The 20,199-nt window shown below is 45.0% G+C and carries 17 protein-coding genes; 10 read left to right on the forward strand and 7 right to left on the reverse strand.

Features of this window, described 5'->3' with window-relative positions:
- Position 1 precedes the first annotated feature (1 nt).
- From rubB to AC13CK_RS10800, 4 genes are all read left to right on the forward strand, one after another.
- Positions 2–1,180 (forward strand): rubredoxin reductase RubB, encoded by a 1,179-nt coding sequence (gene rubB, locus AC13CK_RS10785; RefSeq protein WP_425879786.1) that lies wholly within the window; start codon positions 2–4, stop codon positions 1,178–1,180.
- Between the two features lie 57 nt (positions 1,181–1,237).
- The gene (estB, locus tag AC13CK_RS10790; RefSeq protein ID WP_004646272.1) at positions 1,238–2,176 is read left to right on the forward strand and encodes an esterase EstB; all 939 of its coding nucleotides are present in this window, start codon (positions 1,238–1,240) and stop codon (positions 2,174–2,176) included.
- Positions 2,177–2,189: 13 nt separating this feature from the next.
- Positions 2,190–3,098, forward strand: coding sequence for a LysR family transcriptional regulator OxyR (gene oxyR / locus AC13CK_RS10795; protein WP_004279412.1), 909 nt, complete (start codon positions 2,190–2,192; stop codon positions 3,096–3,098).
- A 183-nt stretch (positions 3,099–3,281) separates the two neighbouring features.
- Positions 3,282–3,893 carry a response regulator gene (locus tag AC13CK_RS10800; RefSeq protein ID WP_425879702.1) on the forward strand — a complete coding sequence of 204 codons (612 nt, stop codon included), beginning with the start codon at positions 3,282–3,284 and terminating at the stop codon, positions 3,891–3,893.
- A gap of 39 nt (positions 3,894–3,932) precedes the next feature.
- On the opposite strand, the gene ppk1 is transcribed toward AC13CK_RS10800, so the two are convergent.
- Entirely contained in the window at positions 3,933–6,014 is a 2,082-nt protein-coding gene (ppk1, locus tag AC13CK_RS10805; protein WP_005107537.1) for a polyphosphate kinase 1, read from the reverse strand.
- Positions 6,015–6,125: 111 nt separating this feature from the next.
- Positions 6,126–6,800 carry a monofunctional biosynthetic peptidoglycan transglycosylase gene (gene mtgA / locus AC13CK_RS10810; protein WP_312584680.1) on the reverse strand — a complete coding sequence of 225 codons (675 nt, stop codon included), beginning with the start codon at positions 6,798–6,800 and terminating at the stop codon, positions 6,126–6,128.
- Between the two features lie 77 nt (positions 6,801–6,877).
- On the opposite strand from mtgA, the gene AC13CK_RS10815 reads away from it, so the two are divergent.
- Positions 6,878–7,696 (forward strand): rhomboid family intramembrane serine protease, encoded by an 819-nt coding sequence (locus AC13CK_RS10815; protein WP_425879699.1) that lies wholly within the window; start codon positions 6,878–6,880, stop codon positions 7,694–7,696.
- Positions 7,697–7,730: 34 nt separating this feature from the next.
- Here AC13CK_RS10815 and AC13CK_RS10820 read toward each other — a convergent pair whose 3' ends face one another.
- Positions 7,731–10,223 (reverse strand): ABC transporter permease, encoded by a 2,493-nt coding sequence (locus AC13CK_RS10820; RefSeq protein ID WP_482831192.1) that lies wholly within the window; start codon positions 10,221–10,223, stop codon positions 7,731–7,733.
- 1 nt (position 10,224) lies between these two features.
- Positions 10,225–10,950, reverse strand: coding sequence for an ABC transporter ATP-binding protein (locus AC13CK_RS10825; protein ID WP_191111963.1), 726 nt, complete (start codon positions 10,948–10,950; stop codon positions 10,225–10,227).
- Between the two features lie 11 nt (positions 10,951–10,961).
- Here AC13CK_RS10825 and AC13CK_RS10830 point away from each other — a divergent pair, with 11 nt between their 5' ends.
- On the forward strand, positions 10,962–11,591 hold the full coding sequence (locus tag AC13CK_RS10830; protein WP_005104662.1) for an arylesterase: 630 nt from the start codon (positions 10,962–10,964) through the stop codon (positions 11,589–11,591).
- Between the two features lie 43 nt (positions 11,592–11,634).
- On the opposite strand, the gene AC13CK_RS10835 is transcribed toward AC13CK_RS10830, so the two are convergent.
- Entirely contained in the window at positions 11,635–12,249 is a 615-nt protein-coding gene (locus AC13CK_RS10835) for a carbonic anhydrase (protein WP_004646264.1), read from the reverse strand.
- 315 nt (positions 12,250–12,564) lie between these two features.
- Here AC13CK_RS10835 and AC13CK_RS10840 point away from each other — a divergent pair, with 315 nt between their 5' ends.
- The gene (locus tag AC13CK_RS10840; RefSeq protein ID WP_425879694.1) at positions 12,565–13,602 is read left to right on the forward strand and encodes an alpha/beta fold hydrolase; all 1,038 of its coding nucleotides are present in this window, start codon (positions 12,565–12,567) and stop codon (positions 13,600–13,602) included.
- Positions 13,603–13,616: 14 nt separating this feature from the next.
- The gene (locus tag AC13CK_RS10845) at positions 13,617–14,618 is read left to right on the forward strand and encodes a hypothetical protein (protein WP_425879692.1); all 1,002 of its coding nucleotides are present in this window, start codon (positions 13,617–13,619) and stop codon (positions 14,616–14,618) included.
- 42 nt (positions 14,619–14,660) lie between these two features.
- Here AC13CK_RS10845 and AC13CK_RS10850 read toward each other — a convergent pair whose 3' ends face one another.
- Complete coding sequence (locus tag AC13CK_RS10850) at positions 14,661–16,724, reverse strand: TonB-dependent receptor domain-containing protein (protein ID WP_409653372.1); 2,064 nt, start codon at positions 16,722–16,724, stop codon at positions 14,661–14,663.
- A 194-nt stretch (positions 16,725–16,918) separates the two neighbouring features.
- Positions 16,919–17,557 (reverse strand): Fe-S biogenesis protein NfuA, encoded by a 639-nt coding sequence (nfuA, locus tag AC13CK_RS10855; protein WP_044111637.1) that lies wholly within the window; start codon positions 17,555–17,557, stop codon positions 16,919–16,921.
- Positions 17,558–17,715: 158 nt separating this feature from the next.
- On the opposite strand from nfuA, the gene AC13CK_RS10860 reads away from it, so the two are divergent.
- Together AC13CK_RS10860 and AC13CK_RS10865 are read left to right on the forward strand one after the other, a co-directional pair.
- Complete coding sequence (locus AC13CK_RS10860; protein ID WP_409653374.1) at positions 17,716–18,333, forward strand: rhomboid family intramembrane serine protease; 618 nt, start codon at positions 17,716–17,718, stop codon at positions 18,331–18,333.
- 219 nt (positions 18,334–18,552) lie between these two features.
- Positions 18,553–20,094 carry a hypothetical protein gene (locus AC13CK_RS10865; RefSeq protein WP_409653376.1) on the forward strand — a complete coding sequence of 514 codons (1,542 nt, stop codon included), beginning with the start codon at positions 18,553–18,555 and terminating at the stop codon, positions 20,092–20,094.
- The last annotated feature ends 105 nt before the right edge of the window (positions 20,095–20,199 follow it).

Consider the following 20,199-nt stretch of genomic DNA (forward strand, 5'->3'; position numbering starts at 1 on the left):
TATGCATCCTATCGTCATTATTGGTTCAGGTATGGCGGGTTATGCCGTAGCACGTGAATTTCGTAAACTCAATCCAGAACATGAATTGCTGATGATCTGTGCGGATGATGCGGTCAATTACGCCAAACCGACGCTCTCCAATGCTTTGGCTGGCAATAAAGCGCCTGAACAAATTCCACTAGGCGATGCGGCTAAAATGTCAGCACAGCTGAATATGCGCATTGAACAGCATACCTGGGTCAAAGCCATTCATCCGGAAGATCATCAGCTGGTTCTGGAAAAAGATGGTCAGGAAAGTACGCAAAATTATAGCAAACTGGTATTAGCCATCGGTGCCAATCCGGTACGTCTGGCGATTGCCGGTGATGCCAGCGATGACATTCATGTCGTCAACAATTTAAGTGACTATAAAGCTTTCCGTAACAATCTGGCAGCACGTGAAGACAAACGTGTAGTGATTTTAGGTGCAGGCCTGATTGGCTGTGAATTTGCCAACGACCTGCAAAATACCGATCATCAGGTTACCGTCATTGATTTGGCGCCTCAGCCGCTTGGCCGTTTATTGCCAGAACATGTTGCTACTGCATTCCAGAAGAATCTTGAAGAAACCGGCATTCACTTTGTCTTGGGCACAACAGTCGAAAAAGTCTCTCGTGCGGACAATGGGGATTATCTGGTCACGCTGGCCAATGGTCAGTCTTTGGTCGCTGATGTAGTGTTATCTGCGGTGGGCTTACAGCCAAATATTTCTTTGGCGAAACAGGCAGACGTACATACCAGTCGCGGAGTTTTGACCACCGCACAACTGGAAACCAACCAAGCCGACATCTATGCTGTAGGTGACTGTGCCGAGGTCAATGGAACTTTATTGCCTTATGTCATGCCGATCATGCAACAAGCCCGCGCTTTGGCAAAAACCTTAAACGGTGAACATACCGCTGTACATTATCCGGCTATGCCAGTGGCAGTCAAAACGCCTGCTGCACCTTTAACGGTATTACCTGCACCAGTTGATGTTGATGTCACCTGGGAAACTGAAGAGTTTGACGATGGCATGCTGGCTAAAGCGCTCGATGCTAACGGCACCTTACGTGGTTTCGTGCTTTTGGGCGCCACTGCAGCCAAACAGCGTCTGGCCTTGACCAAACAGGTTCCTGACTTGATTCCTGCTGCGGTTTAGAGGTTTAATAGCAAGGATATTTTTTAAACGAAATATCCTTTAATTAGGACAGCGACTATGTACAGCGCAGCACAGTTTAATCTTTCCCCTTATACCTCGTTCATGCATGAAACCAAGGTCGATCTTGGCAATGGGATCCAGCTACATGTCGAGGTTGGTGGAAATCCGGAACATCCCACCATTTTGCTGATTATGGGGCTGGGTGGGCAAATGCTGTACTGGCCTGACTTTTTCTGCAAGTCACTGATAGACAATGGCTATCACATCATCCGTTTTGATAATCGTGATATTGGTCTGTCTTCAAAAGTCCATCACAAAGGTCCACGCCTGAATACCCTGAAAATGATGAGCCGTTTTGTGCTGGGTCTGGGTAATCAGGGTGCACCTTATGATCTGTATGATATGGCCGAAGATGTCAGTCTGTTGATTGAAAAAATGCAGCTGGAACAAGTCTATGTGCTGGGTGCTTCGATGGGCGGTATGATTGCCCAGATTCTGGCCGCGCGTTATCCGGACAAAGTCAAAAAACTGGGCTTACTGTTTACCAGCAATAACCAGCCGATGTTGCCACCGCCCTTCCCTAAGCAACTCTTTAGTTTGATTGACAAACCGGCTTCAACAGATGAAGATGGCATTGTTGATCATAGTTTGAAACTGTTTAAGATCATCGGCTCGCCAGGTTATGTCAATCATCTGGAAGCGGTACAGACCGCCCGTAAATTATATAAGCGAAGTTACTATCCTGCTGGTGTACTTCAACAGTTTTTAGCAATATTATGTACAGGCTCATTGCTGCAACTGGACAAGCAAATCAAACAAGAAACCCTGGTAGTCCATGGTTCTCGAGATCGATTGCTGCCTCCTAGCCATGGCAAGGCCGTTGCGAAAGCAATTTCAGGGGCTAAATTTGAATTAATTGATGGAATGGGGCATGATATCCCACCGCATTTTATTCCATATCTTAGCGAATTATTTGCTGATCATTTTAAATCATAAACATTAGGACACTATGGCTGCATTACCATCCCTAAGACAGCTGTCATACCTCGTAACACTGTCAGAGACGCTACACTTTACAGAAGCTGCTCGCCGCTCCTTTGTCACCCAGTCAACCTTGTCTGGCGGCATCATGGAGCTGGAGCGTTTACTCGGTGGCGTACTTGTTGAACGCGACCGCCAGAATGTTCGTTTAACGCCTCTTGGTGAACAAGTGGTTGCACGCGCACGTGTTCTACTGGCCGATGCTCAGGACCTAATGCGTTTAAGTCGTGAGATGAGTGAACCTTTAACCGGTGATCTACATCTCGGCGTCATTCCAACAATTGCACCTTTCCTATTGTCCCAGCTGCTGGATGAAGTGCATAAGCAATTACCAAAAATCCAGTTGCATCTGCATGAAGCGCAAAGTGAAAAGATTGTAGAAAAGCTGGAACATGGCAACCTGGATATGGTGGCTTTGGCATTGCCTTTCGACACCCGTGGTCTGAAAGTTGCTGAAATTGCCAAAGAGAATCTGTATCTGGTTTACCAAAAATCTGATCAGCATGCTGCACAAGCAAACTCTTTAGAAGATCTGGATCTGTCTCGCCTGATGTTACTTGAAGAAGGTCATTGCCTGCGTGATCATGCCTTGAGTGCCTGCCCGATTGGTGAGCGTAAAAATGATCACCGTTTAAAAGCCAGCTCACTGCCGACTTTAATCGAAATGGTGTCTGCAAATCTGGGCTTTACCCTGCTGCCTGAAATTGCGATCCATACCAATATGATTAAAGGCAATCCTGAGATTCAGGTAAAAGCGATCGATTCAGCCCCAAGTCGTACCCTGGCATTGGTAACCCGTAAAAGCACACCGCTGCAAAGCGAGTTTGATGTGCTATTACAGATTTTCCAGAAAATCACTCAGCACGATGCTGCCTGATCTATAGATAATAAAAAGGAGCACATGTTGCTCCTTTTTTATATCTTGAATTGAATGCATCCAGTCCGCCTAGAAACTTAGAATCTCTACATTTCAGCTAAATCACTATTCTTTGGGATAGGCATTTGCATCTGCCTGATTCACAGTATAGCTCTCTATCAGCATCTACAGGATCGCGTTTTATTGGCTAGCCTTTTGCCTGCACCGGTTTTAGTGATTCGTTCACCGACTGGACTCGACCTGTCAAAAATCCAGACCGTGCTACAGCAACTCGGCTATCAGCCAGATATGCTGCTGTATGCGGACAATATGCTGTCCGCACAATCCATGATTACTGAACATCTGCCTAATCTGATTCTTTATCATGCAGCAACAACTTCAGAGATCAGTGTGATCCGTCCGCTGAAACAGCAAAGCCTAGATACGCCCGTTATTGCCATACTCAATACTCATTCCACAGCACTGATCTATTCAGCCTTGCTGTCCGGCGCAGATAGCTATATGCAGCATCATGATTCATTACCCCAGTTCGCTGATAGTCTAACAACTGTCTTGCGCGGTGGAGCCTACATTCATACTGAATTGGCAGATTATCTCCTGCACCAGCCCAGCGTTAAAGCCTGTCTCAACTTCGCTGAATTACAGTTATTACAAGTAATGAGTCAGCATAAATCGCAAACCGAACGACAAAACCAGCTTCAGATGAAAGATTATCAGATGTATAGTCAGGTCAAACACATCTATCGAAAACTGATCAGACTCAGCTTAAACAGTTCAATTGTATGTTCGAAATAAAAAAGAGGCTGAATATTCAGCCTCTTTAAATACTTAAACTTATTTAAACAGCTCTAACAGAATACGTTGTGCATTATGCGGTTTTTCACCTTCTTTGGGCTGTGCCCGCAGCCAAGTACCATCACCTTGCAATAACCAGGATTGCTGATTGTCTTTCAAGTAATTCAACAGACCTTGTTGATAGATGCGTTTTTTCAAGGCTTCATCTTCGACCGGGAAACAGGCCTCGACCCGATTAAACAGGTTACGATCCATCCAGTCTGCACTTGAACAGTAAATACGTGAATTGCCATTATTGCTGAAATAATACACGCGGGTATGTTCCAGGAAACGCCCGACAATTGAACGCACCCGGATATTTTCCGACAGACCCGGCAACCCCGGACGCAAACTGCAAATTGAGCGGATAATCAGGTCAATCTGTACCCCGGCCTGAGAAGCCTCATAGAGTTTGTTAATCAATTGCATTTCGGTCAGTGCATTGACTTTGACAATAATCTGCGCCGGTTTCCCTGCTTGAGCATAGGCAATTTCATTATCGATATAGTTAAGTAACTGGGCATGCAAAGTAAATGGCGCATGTAGCAGCTTTTTCAGCTTGGCCATTTTCCCCATACCGGTCAATTCCTGGAAAATACGATGCACATCTTCACACAGATCTTTATCTGTCGTTAATAGACCATAATCGGTATAGATTCGTGCATTGCCGGCATGATAATTACCGGTACCCAGATGCACATAGCGCACCAGTTTGTTATTTTCCCGGCGCACCACCAGAATCATCTTGGCGTGAGTCTTGTAACCAACAATGCCGTAGACCACGACCGCACCCGCTTCTTGCAGGACATTGGCCACCGCAATATTGGATTCTTCATCAAAACGTGCACGCAATTCAATCACTGCGGTGACTTCCTTGCCATTGCGGGCAGCTTCAGCCAGTACCTGCACAATTTCAGAATCTGGCCCACTGCGGTACAAGGTTTGCTTGATCGCCAGCACTTGCGGATCGCGTGCCGCTTCACGTAATAATGAAATGACCGGCGCAAAAGATTCAAAAGGATGGTGCAGCAAAATATCCTGTTTCTGCATCGCACTAAAAATATTTTCAGATTTTTTCAGTACTTTAGGAATGATGGGAGTATGCGAGTCATAACGTAAATGCGGACGTTTAAAGTTAGATAGCAAACGTGCCAGATTGACCGGGCCCGCGACTTTATAAAGCTGCTCGTCGTCCAGATCAAATTCATTCAGTAGATATTCATAAATATGCTGCGGACAATTTTCTGTCACTTCCAGACGCACGGCGCGGCCAAAACGGCGTGAACTGAGTTCGCCTTTGAGTGCCTTGGCTAGATCTTCAACATCTTCATTCAAGGCTAAATCGGCATTTCGGGTAACACGGAACTGATAACAGCCAGTCGCCGTCATCCCCGGGAACAGATCAGACACATGCTCATGAATAATCGCCGACAGCATCACATGATGTTCTTTTCCATCGGTCAGTTCATCCGGTAAACGTACCACGCGTGGCAGTGAACGCGGTGCGGGTACCACAGCCAGATCAATCTGACGGCCAAAAGCATCTTTCCCTTCCAATGTGACAATAAAGTTCAGTGATTTATTCACCAGTCTCGGGAATGGATGCGCAGGGTCCAGACTGATCGGCGTGAGAACCGGCGCAACCTGCTCTTGAAAATATTTTTTAATCCAGGCAGATTGTGCCGGAGTCAGCTCACCACGGCGCAGGAAACAAATATCTTCATCACGCAGTTTTGGCAGAATTTGTTCATTTAAAATACGGTATTGACGTTCAATGGCAGCATGTGCGGTTTTAGAAATCTGTTCTAAAACCTGCTTTGGAGTCAAGCCATCCGGACTCCGACTTTCATTATCCAGATCCAGCTGTTCCATCATTCCTGCGACCCGGATTTCAAAAAACTCGTCCAGATTACGCGAGAAAATCAACAGGAAATTCATGCGTTCGAGCAATGGATGTAAAGGATCGACAGCCTGTTCCAGGACACGTAAATGGAAGTCTAGGATAGACAGTTCGCGATTAATATAACGATCATTATATGTATATTCGGGCTGTGCTGAAGTTGTGCTGGCTGCCGTATTCATATCAAACCTATGCGGATTTAAAATTGTGCTTATCCCTCCAAGTATGCTTCAAATTGATGACAATTTCATAAAAAAAGCCCAAATAATTGGGCTTTCTCTTCAAATCATCAATTAAGGTAATTCTGCATAACGCATATAGCGCTGAATCATCCACTTACGAGCATTTAATGCAGAGGAATTGCGATGATCCTGGAAATATTTCGGATTGGTCAAAATGGCAGCCAGAAAGATGGCTTGATCGCGGGTCAGGCTTTGTGCGGTTTTACCGAAATAATGTTTGGCCGCTGCTTCAACGCCGTAGATATTATCCCCGAACTCGATCGAGTTTAAATAGACTTCCAGAATTCGTTCTTTCGACCACATGCGTTCCATCATCCAGGTCGCGACTGCTTCCTGACCTTTACGCACAAAGGAACGCTTGTTGACGAGGAACAGGTTTTTCGCCAATTGCTGGGAGATTGTCGAACCACCGGCCACTACACGGCCCTGATTTCTGTTTTTATTCAGCGCAGTTTGAATTCCGTCCCAGTCAAAACCATGGTGATGAATAAATTTTCCATCTTCCGCAGTGACGATGGCACGTTTCAGATTCAGGCTGATCTCGTCATAGGGACGCCACTGATGCTGAATCGCTTTGGAAGGCTCTGTCCAGTAATCAATCCGCATCATCATGGTGGTGTTCACCGGATTGGTTCGCCACCAAGCCAGACTGGCAAAGATCCACAATTGAACCAGCAGAATCACACTGACGATGACTAGCATCGTGCGGATCAGAAAGGCTTTCATGTCAGTGCGTTACTCCTGAAAATTTAATTTTTCGTGTTAAGCTTATTCGAAATATACAATCACAGCAAAAAAATAGCATGTCTGAATACTCTCCCCCTGTCGAACATCGCAAACTTGAAATGCATCTCTGGTGGATCACCGCCATTTTAATCGGGATCAATGTTGGATTATTTGGCTGGCAAGCCATGCATGGCATGGATGTTAGCCAGCCGAGTACCCGAGACGCTATTCTCTGGGGTGCCGATTATGCACCTTTAACCTATTTAGCGGAACCCATGCGCTTGTTTAGCAGCATGTTTTTTCATTTTGGCCTGATTCACCTGATGTTGAATATGTGGGCCTTGTATATTTTTGGTAGTGTTGCCGAACAGCTGTTTGGCCGGATGTATTTTATTGGCCTGTATGTGTGTGCCGGATTAATGGGCAGCCTGCTCAGTGGCTATATGAACATTCAGGACAGCTATAGCCTGATCGAAGGCGGTGTGGCTAATCCGGATTTATTGCCTGCGGTCAGTGCCGGCGCATCCGGTGCCGTGATGGGACTCGGGGCTTCACTGACAGTGCTAGCCTTATTGCCAATGCTGCCACAGCAACGTTTTATTCTGGATAAAAAAACCCTGGTGATGGTGATGGGCCTGAACCTCGCGCTGGGTTTTATGATCAGCGGAATCAACAATGCCGCACATATTGGCGGCATACTGATGGGAGCTTTTCTCACCTTGCTCTGGTACATCGGGCAAAAAATGCAGCGTAGCCACCTGTTCAATCTGATTGCCTTGATTGTCGGGTTCGGCCTTTGTGTGCTGCTTTATCAACATAACTTGGCCTTACTCGAACCCATTCGCCCACTGTGGCAAGAGATTCTGGAAATGATGCAACAGCAACTAAAACTTTAACTCTCAGCCAGTTTAAAAATCACGGAGATGAATCTTATTGATTCATCTCACGCAAGCTTTGTAAGGGTGGAATCTCTGACAGATAACTCAGGCGATAACGGCCAATCAGCGCACATAAAGTGGTCATAAAGATCGGCAAGATAATCCAGATTTCCCAATGCGGCTGAATCATTAAATCCATTTTATAACTGGCAATCGCGCTGATCACTTCGGCAAACAGGCAGGAAACAATTCCAGCAAACAGTCCAATAAAACCAATTTCCAGACTCATCATGGTTTTCAGTTTCTGCTTGGAACTACCGAATGATCGAAGCAAAGCCACTTCACGTTTGCGCTCATCCATCAACAGGTTCAGACAGGCCAACAGTACCAGAAAACCGGAAATGCTGACCAGTACTGCCAGAATGGTCACGATTTGCACCAGCACATTCACAATGCGTTTGATCTCTTCCAGAATCAGGCTGACATCAATAAACACCGTGTTGGAAAATTGCTGGATCACAGACACCAGTTTGCCCTTATCTACCTCCGGGACATAAAAACTGCCCAGATAACTGCCGGCATTGGCATCCATGGTATTGGGTGCAAAGATAAAGAAAAAGTTGGGACTAAAACTTTCCCATTCGACGGTTCTTAGATTAACGACTTTAGCTTCCAGTATCCCTTCCGGCAGGCTGAAACTGAGTTTATCTCCAATCTTGATCCCTAACTCTTCAGCAGTATTGGCTTCGACCGATACAGTGCCGACCTGCTTTAAAGCCGCGTCACCACTAACAATCACATTATCTTGAGGATAGCGGTTTGACTGGGTCAGATTCAGTTCACGTCTTAAGGTATTGCTACTTTTCACCAGTTCCTCGGCAAAAGGCTGATCATTTTTGGCGACCAGACGCCCACGGACATTTGGATACAGTGGTGTGCTTTTCCAGCCATTCTGCTCAAGTTGGGCTTTCAGGGCTGGCATCTCAAAAGGCGGTAAACCGTAAACGAACTGGTTCGGTGTACCTTCCGGTAACTGTTGCTGCCAGCGCTCCAGCAGATCGGTACGCAAGACGGCCAATACTGTAATCAGGCTCAAGCCCAAGGCTAAAGCCGTAATCTGCAAGGCGGTCTGAGAAGGTGTGCGTACATAGGCTGACAGATTCAGCTTCATATTCCGCAGCAGTTTCAACACCCCCCATACCGTCAGATACAACACCGCACATAACACAATAATCGCGCCAATCACCCAGGCGGTCAGCAAAAGATTTTCAGTCAAAATCACACTAAAAATAATCAGGCTGAGCGTTCCGGTCAGCAGCATCCACAGCATAGATTGCACTGATTTTTCCTGCTGGCGGATCACCCGGATCGGTGGCGTATTCAGCAGTTGCAACAAGCTTGGCATGACAAAGCCGAGTAACACTACAGCACTGGTCAGCATCGCGACCGGCAATGGCCCAAGCAACATTGCGATAGCGGAAAATTCAATTTGTAAATTTGGAATCAGCTGCAACATCAATTGCAACAGTCCATAACCCAGACTGATCCCGACCACGGTACCAATTAGCATGGCAATCAACAGCACCATCCCGAGTAAAGCCAGATAAGCCGACAGAATCTGCTGCTTGGTGGCGCCAATACAACGCATTAAGGCAATATGATCCTGATTCTGCTGCACATAACGCTGCGCGGTTAAGGCAATGGCAATCCCGCATAATAGAATGGTCAAAATATTGGCCAGTTGCAGGAAAGTGTCCAGATTAGCAATCGGCTTCATCAAGCGGGTATTGCCTTCACTAGCATTGCGCAATCTGAGACTGCTTTGCTCCTCAAATTCCTGCCCTTGTACTTCCGCTGGCGTTTCAGCTGAGGCATTTGCTGACTTGACCTGCTGCTTGAACAGGGCTTCATATTGTTGGGTATCATCCGGACGGCCAGCCATGAGTAAGCGATATTCAATCCGGCTCCCTACCTGAATGGCATTAGTTCGTGCCACATCCACCTGGGAAATAATCACGGTCGGCGAAAAACCGGAAAATCCAAGCTCCTGATTGGAGTCCTGTTCAATCTTGGCGGTGACTTTGAATGCTGCATCGGCGATATTCAGCTGATCCCCCAATTTGACTTTGAGCAAATCCATGGCTCGTGGACTGAGCCAGATTTCACCAGACTGAATCGACTTTTTTGCCGGTTGCACCCGAAGTTCGCCACGCAAAGGAAAAGCCTGATCAATGGCTTTGACATTGACCATAACAAACTGCGCATCGGTATAGGCCATACTGCTAAAGAAAGTGACTTCTGACTGCTTTAAATCCAGCTGCTTGGCCTGATCACGCCACTGCTCCGGCAAAGGCTCATTATCTGAAAGCACCAGATCACCAGCCAGCATTTCTGCTGCCTGCAAGGCAACTGCATTTTGGATCTGCTCATTACTAAACTTAAGTGCAGTGGTCGCGCTAATTGCCAGCGTTAAGGCAATAATCAGCAGATAAATTCCGGTCGTTTTAAAGCTTTGCGTCAGTAAGGGGCGAAATAATGGATTCATTTCATCCCCCACTCGGATGTTCAATCAGCTCGCCATTCAGCAATTCAAAATGCCGCTGGCACTGCTGCGCCAGTTTGCGGTCATGCGTGACCAGCACCAAAGTCGTCCCCAGTTCCCGATTCAGTTGAAAGAGTAGTTGTTCAATTTCTTTGGCAGTTTCGCCGTCGAGGTTACCCGTGGGTTCATCGGCAAAAATGATTTTTGGTTCACTAACCAGTGCACGAGCGATGGCTACACGTTGCTGCTCTCCCCCGGACAATACTTTTGGGGTTTGCTGCGTCTGTCGATCCAGACCAACTTTATGTAGTAATGCCAACGCCTTTTGCTCAGCTTCTGCATATTTAAAACCAGGTTGCAAACGTAATGGCAGCATTACATTTTCAAGTGCAGTCAGGTGCGGTAAGAGCTGAAAAGACTGAAAGACAAACCCGATATTTCTTAAACGTACCAGTGCACGTTGTTCTTCATTCAAGTTAGACACTGATTCGCCACAGACCATAAGCTGACCTGAACTTGCCTGATCCAGTGTCGCCAGAATACCCAGTAATGTGGATTTTCCGGAACCGGAACGACCGGTAATTGCCACTTGTTCTCCGGCCTGAATATCCAGATCAAGATCCTCAAAAATGGTGAGCTGTTTTTGTGAAAGTTGTATCTTTTGTGTCAATTTCTGGGCAGAAATAATAGCCTGTGGCATGATGGTCGAATCGTTGCTGCTTTGAATCATACGTGTCCTATATGAAAGATCTTAATCAGAAAACTCGGCTATTGCCTTACTTTTTTTTGCTCAGTCTGTGCCTGTTACCTCTTGGGGTTTCAGCAAAGACGATTATGATTTTAGGTGATAGTTTAAGTGCAGGTTATGGTATCCAGCCCCAGCAGGGTTGGGTACATTTATTACAAAAGCGTTTAGAGCAACAGTATCCGAAACAGCATAAAGTGGTCAATGCAAGTGTCAGCGGTGAAACCACCAGCGGAGCACTGGCCAGGCTGCCAAAATTGCTGCAGACGCATCGTCCAGACCTTGTGGTGATTGAGTTAGGTGGCAATGATGGCTTACGTGGACAACCACCGCAAATGATTCAAAAAAATTTAGCCAGCCTGATTCAGCAGAGCCAGAAAGCCAAGGCCAAGGTCATCGTCTTTGGCATAAAAATGCCGCCTAATTACGGGCAGGCCTATAGCAAGGCTTTTGAAAATAATTATAAAGTGGTGAGTCAGCAATATAAGGTGAAGTTATTGCCCTTCTTTATGCAGGGTGTCGCCGGTAATAAAACATTGATGCAAAAGGATCTGATTCATCCAAATGCTAAAGCACAGACAATCCTGTTAAATAATGCTTATCCATACATTAAAGGCGCTTTATAAAGCGCCTTTAACTTATTTTAGAATATATTTAGATGAATCGTGATTAGAAATCGAAGAATGTCACTTCACCAGTTTCCAGTGAATATTCAGCACCCACGACTTTTAGTTTTCCTTGTCCAATCAGGTTTTCCAGAACGGCTGAACCGTGACGCAACTGATTCACCGAAGCAAATACGTTGGAACGTACTGCATGCTTGGACAATTTTGCCAAGTCATTTTTCAGTTCAGTTTGCATTAAAGTTTCAACTGAAGGACGTACGCGGTTCACAATCGACATCAGGTTTGCCGATGGGGGGCAATCTGGACACATCAAGGTATCAATAGTCGCTTTAATCGCACCACAGTGACTGTGACCTAACACCACCACAATCGCGCAATCATAACGTGCCGCGGCAAATTCAACACTGCCGACCTGTGAGGGTGCAACAATATTACCTGCAACACGAATCACAAAAAGATCGCCGAGACCCTGATCAAAAACCATTTCGGCTGGAACGCGCGAATCTGAACATCCCAAGACAATCGCAAACGGATTCTGATCCTCTGCCATTTCTGCGCGCTGTTGGTGGCTAAGTTGTTTTGGATGCGTGGTATCGCCACTGACAAAACGTTGGTTACCCTGTCTAAGACGTTCTAAAGCTTCTTGAGCTGTGAGCATTCTTTTCTATCACCGATGGTTTTAGTTGCAATATCTTACTGCCAGTTTTTTTGAATGTCACTTGCAAAAAATCTTAGCTGATTAAATTTTTAGCATTTATCTAATTTCATTTCTGCAGGTAATTTATGCGCAATACATCACATTTTCCAGTCATTTAATGTAATTCAGCAAAAAACTAATGGGTGACAAGCGCAAAGATTGATTTAAAATAGAGTGAAGAATAATGTTTTTATTTGAATGAAAATTGCAAATTTATAACATGGAAGTATTTTGATTGAGCAATTTGCTCACTGGGTTTGTTTTGGGGAATGGCCAATGAAGAAAATAATAAAATTGCGCTCGAAAATGATTTGTTCAGCCGTAGTTGCCTTAAGCATGGCATTACCGGGCCTGACACATGCTCAAATACTATTTAGCCAGAAAAATGAAACATCTGCCAAAGTCTTGCAGCAGCATCTGTTACAAGAACGCAGCCTTGCCGGTCTCAAATCCAAGACCCTCAAAATTGGCGAGGTCACCTGGAGTTATAGCGAAGGCGGTGCCAAGAACAAACCATCCATTCTACTGATTCATGGTCTGGCCGGCACGCGCGACAACTGGAACCGGGTCGCCCAGTTTCTGACGCCCTATTATCATGTCATTATTCCGGATCTGCCAAGCAACGGCGACACCAAAGTTCCGGAAAATTTTGATGTTTCTGTGCCCAATGTGACCTCTCAACTGCGTTTGTTCCTTGAAACCTTAAATGTGGACGAAAATTTACACATTGCCGGCCACTCTCTGGGTGGATCGATTGCTACGGTGTATGCTTCACAATATCCTTTCGATACGCAAAGTCTTTTTTTAATCAATAGTGCTGGTCTTTACAAAATGGGGAATACTCCCTATACCAAAGATCCTCAAGCCTTAAAAGACCTGATCGTCAGCAAACCCGGTGATCTGCAAGATGTTTCCAAACAGCTGATGCAGAATCCGCCAGTGATTCCTTATCAGTTACGGCATGCACAGGAAAAACTGTTGATTTCACGCGCTGAACAAACCAGCAAATCGATTGATCAGGTGGTGATGCTAAATCGGATTTATACACCGGAAACCTTTGCCCGCCTGACCCGCACGGTAGAAGCACCCACCTTGATTTTATGGGGCAGACAGGATCGGATCATTAATGTCGAAGTAGTTAAAGAACTGCATGCCCTGCTGAAACGTGCCGAGAAACCAGTGATTTTAAATAATGTCGGGCATATGCCGATTCTTGAAGCAGAAAAACAGGTTGCACAACATTATTTGCCTTTTCTGGCCAAGACGCAGACCCTAAAAAACCCGCTTGCTGATAAACTCATTCCTTTAAATTAAGTTTCAGAGATGCTATGCAGAAACACCCGATGATTGAGCAGTTGATCGATGCTCAACTTGATTTTCTCGATCAGGCATTTTCTCAATCTGAAACGATTCAAAGCGAGTTTCATGCATTTTATTTGTGGCTACGTAAACAGACGCTAAAAGAGCTGTGGAGTTGTGAACTGATCAACCAGCTTTTACAAAAACAGATTCTGGGTACTGCCGCCAGCAGCTTTCTGATTGAACAGATTGCCGAGCATATCCGTTTTGCCCTGGTGCATCCGGCCAATGATTCCACCACGATTGCCGATCTGATTCCAGTACTGACCGTAGACAAAATCGCCCAGTATGTGGCCAGTAAAAGTGGCCATCGGCAGCGTCTGATTAAAACCATAGTGAATAATCCGGCATTTTCCGCCATGATTACCCAATTGATCCAGCATTCCATTCAGGATTATCTGGATAACTCCATGATTGCCAAAAGCGTACCCGGGGTTTCCCGCTTTATGAAAATGGGCAAATCGGTACTGGAAAATGTTACCGATACCAACCTCGATAGCACCATTGCACGTTATCTGCAAAAGAACATTCTAAAGCTCAGCCAGATGAGTGAGCATGTGCTGAACCAGCATTTTGACGATGAAAAACTCTATCATTTTCAGGCCAATCTCTGGCATAAAATCAAAGACATGCCAGTATCGGTCTTGAAGAATTATATTGAGCTGCAGGACCTGAATCAGACGATCGGCTTAGGTCATGATATCTGGGATCATATACGTCAGACAGACTATCTGCAGCAGCAAGTGCATGACGGAATTCATACCTGGTATGTCCGCAATCAGGAACATACCTTTGATCAGTTATTACGTGATCTGAATATTGATGAAGCGCTAATTCAGAATGAATTGCAGCAACTGCTCAGTCCGGTAATCCAGCAGATGGTTTCTCAAGGCCATTTACGTGAACGTGCGCGCAAATATCTGGCACAATTTTATTACCATGCAGATACTTTGAAAATTCTTAAGATTTAAATAAAAAGCCGCTTTATAGCGGCTTTTTATATTTTCATTTGCTTAGAATTTTGCATTCAGACTGATACCGTAACGACGACCATCCAATAGTTGATCACCATCAATATCTTCAGCTTTTTCATCCACTAGGTTATAGACACCAAATTTACCTGTTAGATTCGGACTGAATTTATAGTTAAAGCCGACATCTACAAATTGGTAACCTGGGTTTGGCTGAGCCATAGATGTACGGCTCAAGTAAGCAGAGGTTTCAGAACGATGGTGCAAGCGGCTCCATACATTGAGTGCATCATTTAGCTCATAATCCACACCAATATTAAACATGTGTTCCGGCATCTGGTTCAGCGGCTGACCTTTAAAAGCACCCGATCTAAACTCTGAATCGGTATAGGTATAGTTTGCAGTCAATGTTGTGTAGTCATTCAGACTGGCTTCTACGGTTGCTTCTATACCGCGAATTTCTGCTTCATCCACATTAATCCGTTCACTAATAAAGTAGAATGGAATATCCCCTTCGAAACATTTCCAATTCTTCCAGTTATTACGGTTTGTTGTGGTGCCATCAGTATCGGTTTCACAGGCACGAACTTCCGTAATACGATCTTCATATTTAGTGATAAAGCCAGTCAGCGATGTATTGATATAATCATTTTTCCAGTTGAAACCTAATTCAGTGGATACGCTTGATTCAGGCTCCAAGTCCGGATTGGCACGAATAATGCCACGGCCTGTTGCTAAGGGTGAACCACCGCCACCCGTGACGCTATAGAAACCTTCTGTGGCTGCACGAATATCAGGCTGTTTATAACCTGTAGCCACACCACCTTTTACTACAAAGTTATCATTTACCGCGTACACCCCATACAGTCGTGGCGATAAATGGCCACTATAGTTTTCATCATGATCATAACGTAAGCCGGCGGTTAAGTCGAAACGATCCGTAATACTCCAGGTGTCTTCAAGGAAAGCGGCAGCAGACCAACGTGTTAATTCACTAAATTCAGGTGCATTAGGATTCCGGTTAGTCGCTTTATCGACCAGTTTTTCATCTTTAAGATATCCCCCGAATGACAGCGTATGATCACCTAAGGCTAAGTTCCATTGACTGTTCGCTGTCCAAGTATCCAGGGTAATCCCTTTGGTGCCGAGTTCCGTATTGCCACGATCTGGATTTTTTGAATTTTCATATTGAATATAAGATGAACTGTCTAAGTTATCGCTATAACGGCCATTATGGGTTAAGGAATAAACATTACGATAATTACGCGAGAATGAATCTGCAGCACCTTGAGCAGGTGCTACCGTTTCCCCTACAGACGTAGTTGATTCCTGCTGCACGAAATTAGCTTCAACTTGTACATCATGATCATCATTAATGGCATAGGTCAGACGTGAATTTAAGCTTTCACGTTCTGTCCCACGGAAGCCGCCAACATAATGATCTTCATTACGTTCCTGCTTATTGACTGCCAGCTGCAAGCCCAGCTTGTCTGCAATTAAAGGACCCGAAAGATATGCAGAACCATTTTTAATATCACCTGAACGGCTACTATCCTGAATTGTGGTTCCTAATTCGACATGACCAGACCATTCATCCGACACTTTTTTGGTAATGATATTGACTACCCCGCCCATAGCATCCGTACCATAGAGTGTAGAAGCTGGACCACGAATAATTTCAATACGTTCGATGGCGGCAAGTGGTGGCAGAATATTTTTCTCAAAACCGCCATCATCCCCATTCGGGTTCACATCCTTGCCATATTGACGCTTACCATCGACCAGAAACAAGGTGTAGTTTGAACTCATGCCTCGAATACTGATGGTCTGTGCAGAACCCGAACCCGAAACCACGACCCCAGGCGTATTACGCAGCACATCAGTAATGTCGTTATATTCACGTTTATCCAATTCTCCACGATCAATCACAGTAATGGAAGCAGGTGCTTTAGCCAAATCTTGCTCATAACCTGTTGCGGTCACCACAATCGTTTGCAGTTTAGTCGCTTCCGCCTGTGGAACAACAGCTTCGACTGCAAATGCATTACCCGTCATGAGTGAAGTTACAGCAAATGCCAAAGTGGTTTTTAAGAATGGCTTATTCATACCTTGCGCGCCCCAATATTTATGAAGAAATCATGTTTATTCGGTTGCGAAGTGTAACAGCTTTCTACTCAAATTCAATTGCTATTGATAATTATTATCATTAATATTTACTAAATTTTAAGCCAGATATAAAAAAACCTCGAAAGTTCGAGGTTTTTTTTATATGCGATAAATGAACTGTTATATAGAACAGCTTATTTCATATACGCACCTTCAGACTGACTATGATCCGTTTCATCAACGACATTCATCAATTCAGGAATATGCTGTTTTAGCGTTGTTTCTACACCTTGTTTCAAAGTGATATCAATCGCTGAACAGCCCTGGCAACCACCACCAAATTTAAGTACAGCGGTTAAACCTTTTTCAGGGTCTTCTTTGACTTCAACCAGTGCACAGTTACCGCCATGACCTGCCAGGCCCGGGTTAATTTCAGACTGCAATACATAGGTAATACGCTCTTCTACCGATGCATCTGGACCCACGCGTGGCACTTTGGAATTCGGTGCACGGAAAGTCAACTGACCACCAAAACGGTCTTTGTTGTAGTCAATCACGGCATCGAGTAAATACGGAATAGATGGCGAGTCGATAAAAGCAGGGAAATCAGGATATTCCTGCTTATAATCCGTCGGTACAACTTCATCAGGTGCACTATAGGCCATGCAACATTCAGCGCGAGGAGTACCCGGATGCTCTACAAAAACACGCACACCAATACCCGGGGTGTTCTGTTTATCCAGTAGATCCTTTAAATACTCTTGTGCTGTTGGTGTAATCAATAAGTTGGGAATTTCACCAACAACTGGAGTGCTGCTGTTCTCAGTCGACATAACAATAATTTCCTCAAGCTCAAGCGGCCATTTTAACTGAAGATGCGGGGTAATTTTTAAAAATCAACTAAAATTGTCGGATTTATTATAAAAGTACAACTTTAGCTCAATTTTAATGGCATGATAATTGGCAAATAGGCACCCTTAGAATCATTTATATGCTTGATTTACCTTTTAATCATACCGTGACCATTATTCTGATCACCTGTATTGTGTCATTTATTGCTTTCTCCAAAGAGACGGTGATGAATCGCCTGATTTTCTGGCCACCGGCACTGCAACGTGGACAATATGACCGCTTTATTACGCATGGCTTTATCCATGCGGATGGAGCTCATCTCTTGTTTAACATGATTACCCTGTTCTTCTTCGGCAGCGTGATTGAAAGCTTTTATCGTCAATATCTGTATGACCTGGGTTTTATCCTGTTTTACCTCGGTGGTCTGATCGCAGCGATTCTGCCAAGTTACCTGAAGCATAAAAATGATGCGCGCTGGGCCAGTCTCGGCGCTTCCGGTGCAGTCTCGGCTGTACTGTTTGCCTATATTCTGTTTGAACCTTGGAAGTTGATCTTTGTGTTCTTCATTCCGGTTCCTGCCATTATTTTTGCTGTGCTGTATATAGCCTATAGCATTTGGTCAGGCAAAAAAGGCAATAGCAACATTAATCATAGCGCGCATTTATGGGGAGCGGCTTACGGGGTGGTCATGACGATTATTCTGGAGCCACGCCTGATTCCGCATTTCCTGAATAAACTGATGCAGGTTCCGTTTTAATCAGGTTTTTTAAATATTGAAGGAATAAAGCTACATATGAGTTAAGCCTCATATTTCTGCTGAAAATGGATAAGAGAGCTACTGCTCTCTTATTCGTTTGAAACATCTCGTAATATATTAGAAAGTGATGATGTCACTTAATGCCAATCTTGGACTGAATTTTGCAGCGATAATGTATACATCTGTATATTAATTACTGTCATTCTCGAGATATTTTGCATGTCCATTACACCAGACGGTCTTCAATTTCCTCTTCAGTCTCCGCAACAAAAACCAAGTAGCTCCAAAGCAGGACGCGCGATCATCGCAGCAGCCTTAGCCAATGTCGATTCACGCAGTTCTCAACAGGCACAATCAGAAAAAAACTGGCGCAAACACTACACAGTACATTTTAAGCAGCTGGTCGAGCAAGGATTAAGTTCCCCTGAATCCAGCTTGAAAATTGCCGAAGATGGATTGGCAAAAGCACATCAGACTTTTGAATTTTACCGTGATGGTCAAAAGTATGTATTACAAGATGCTTTAACTCTGCCCGCGGGTCAGTTGCATACCTTCAAGCTGACAGGTAATAGCAAATCGGCACCAGAATGGTATGTGCCTTACCACGGTCAAAAGCTGCAAGGTGATGCCTTATTGGAGCAGATTGAGCGCTGGGAAAGCCAAGGCATCGTGGAAACCAGTCATGCCAATGCCCTGCGTGAATGTGTGGTACATCCTGAATGGTTTGACTTGTCAGATCGGACGGCGGTGCTGTTTGGTGCAGCATCTGAAGCCGGTCCTCTGACCTGGCTGGCGAAATGGAAAGCCAATATTGTAGCGATTGATCTGCCGAATACCCGTGTATGGGGCAAGATTGTTGATACCATCAACCAAGGCAATGCCACGCTGTATGCGCCATGTACTGAAGACCTGCCTGCTGATACTTCACTTGATATTTTAAAAGAAAAACTGGGGGCGAATTTGCTGACCCAGATTCCTGAAATTGCCAAATGGTTATTACAGTTCGAGCAGGATCTGGATCTGGCTGCAATTGCCTATCTGGATGGTGAAAAACATGTTCGGGTCTCCATGGCGATGGATGCCATCATGCAGCATGTCAGCCAGCAAAAAGCTAATACCAGCCTGATGTACATGTGTACGCCGACCGATGTTTATGCGGTTCCGAGTGAAGTGATTGAAGCGTCAAAAGTAAAATATACTGAACGCTCCAAGGCACAGGCAATCATCTCCAAAGGTGTTTCCACTTTAAGCCGCAAACATTTTTTCCAGAAAAATGCGCATGAACTGATTCAGTCTGGTGATCAGGCGTATGGTATTTGTGACTGTCTGGTGGTTGAACAAGGCCCGAACTATGCGCTGGCAAAACGTATCCAGCAATGGCGTGCCACCTTGGCTCGCGCTCAAGGCCAACGGGTCAGTATCAATATTGCGCCTTCGACGACCACCTATTCCGTGACCAAGAATCCGCTATTAAAAGCCGCATTTAACGGTGCCAGCCTGTTTGATGTTGAAGCTTTCGCGCCTGAAACCACCAATGCGATTATGGCGGCACTATGGATTCATGATCTGCGCAACCCAGAATCGGTGGCCAATCCTGAAGTGAAGCTAAACCATCCGCTTGAATTGATGATGCATGGTGCGAATCATGGCGGTTTGTGGCGAGTCGCCTATCTGGCGCGTACTGCACTGCCTTTTGCTGCCTTATATGGTTTTGCGACAGAGAAGTTGCCAAAAGGATTATTGAGTAAGTTGAAGAAGTAATTTTTTTATTATCTTCATCCAATTTTTCCATAAGAAAGGTAATCGTTATTTTTAAAGTTCTCCCCTCGTTGCGTAGCAGTGCTGCTCATCCCTAAAGCAGAGAGA

Source organism: Acinetobacter sp. L-24 (genome assembly GCF_056857555.1).

Bases quoted from the DNA above. Each gene is read 5' to 3' on its own strand.
- rubB (WP_425879786.1), top strand. From the start codon at position 2: ATGCATCCTATCGTCATTATTGGTTCAGGTATGGCGGGTTATGCCGTA.
- estB (WP_004646272.1), top strand. From the start codon at position 1,238: ATGTACAGCGCAGCACAGTTTAATCTTTCCCCTTATACCTCGTTCATG.
- oxyR (WP_004279412.1), top strand. From the start codon at position 2,190: ATGGCTGCATTACCATCCCTAAGACAGCTGTCATACCTCGTAACACTG.
- ppk1 (WP_005107537.1), bottom strand. From the start codon at position 6,014: ATGAATACGGCAGCCAGCACAACTTCAGCACAGCCCGAATATACATAT.
- mtgA (WP_312584680.1), bottom strand. From the start codon at position 6,800: ATGAAAGCCTTTCTGATCCGCACGATGCTAGTCATCGTCAGTGTGATT.
- AC13CK_RS10815 (WP_425879699.1), top strand. From the start codon at position 6,878: ATGTCTGAATACTCTCCCCCTGTCGAACATCGCAAACTTGAAATGCAT.
- AC13CK_RS10820 (WP_482831192.1), bottom strand. From the start codon at position 10,223: ATGAATCCATTATTTCGCCCCTTACTGACGCAAAGCTTTAAAACGACC.
- AC13CK_RS10825 (WP_191111963.1), bottom strand. From the start codon at position 10,950: ATGATTCAAAGCAGCAACGATTCGACCATCATGCCACAGGCTATTATT.
- AC13CK_RS10830 (WP_005104662.1), top strand. From the start codon at position 10,962: ATGAAAGATCTTAATCAGAAAACTCGGCTATTGCCTTACTTTTTTTTG.
- AC13CK_RS10835 (WP_004646264.1), bottom strand. From the start codon at position 12,249: ATGCTCACAGCTCAAGAAGCTTTAGAACGTCTTAGACAGGGTAACCAA.
- AC13CK_RS10840 (WP_425879694.1), top strand. From the start codon at position 12,565: ATGAAGAAAATAATAAAATTGCGCTCGAAAATGATTTGTTCAGCCGTA.
- AC13CK_RS10845 (WP_425879692.1), top strand. From the start codon at position 13,617: ATGCAGAAACACCCGATGATTGAGCAGTTGATCGATGCTCAACTTGAT.
- AC13CK_RS10850 (WP_409653372.1), bottom strand. From the start codon at position 16,724: ATGAATAAGCCATTCTTAAAAACCACTTTGGCATTTGCTGTAACTTCA.
- nfuA (WP_044111637.1), bottom strand. From the start codon at position 17,557: ATGTCGACTGAGAACAGCAGCACTCCAGTTGTTGGTGAAATTCCCAAC.
- AC13CK_RS10860 (WP_409653374.1), top strand. From the start codon at position 17,716: ATGCTTGATTTACCTTTTAATCATACCGTGACCATTATTCTGATCACC.
- AC13CK_RS10865 (WP_409653376.1), top strand. From the start codon at position 18,553: ATGTCCATTACACCAGACGGTCTTCAATTTCCTCTTCAGTCTCCGCAA.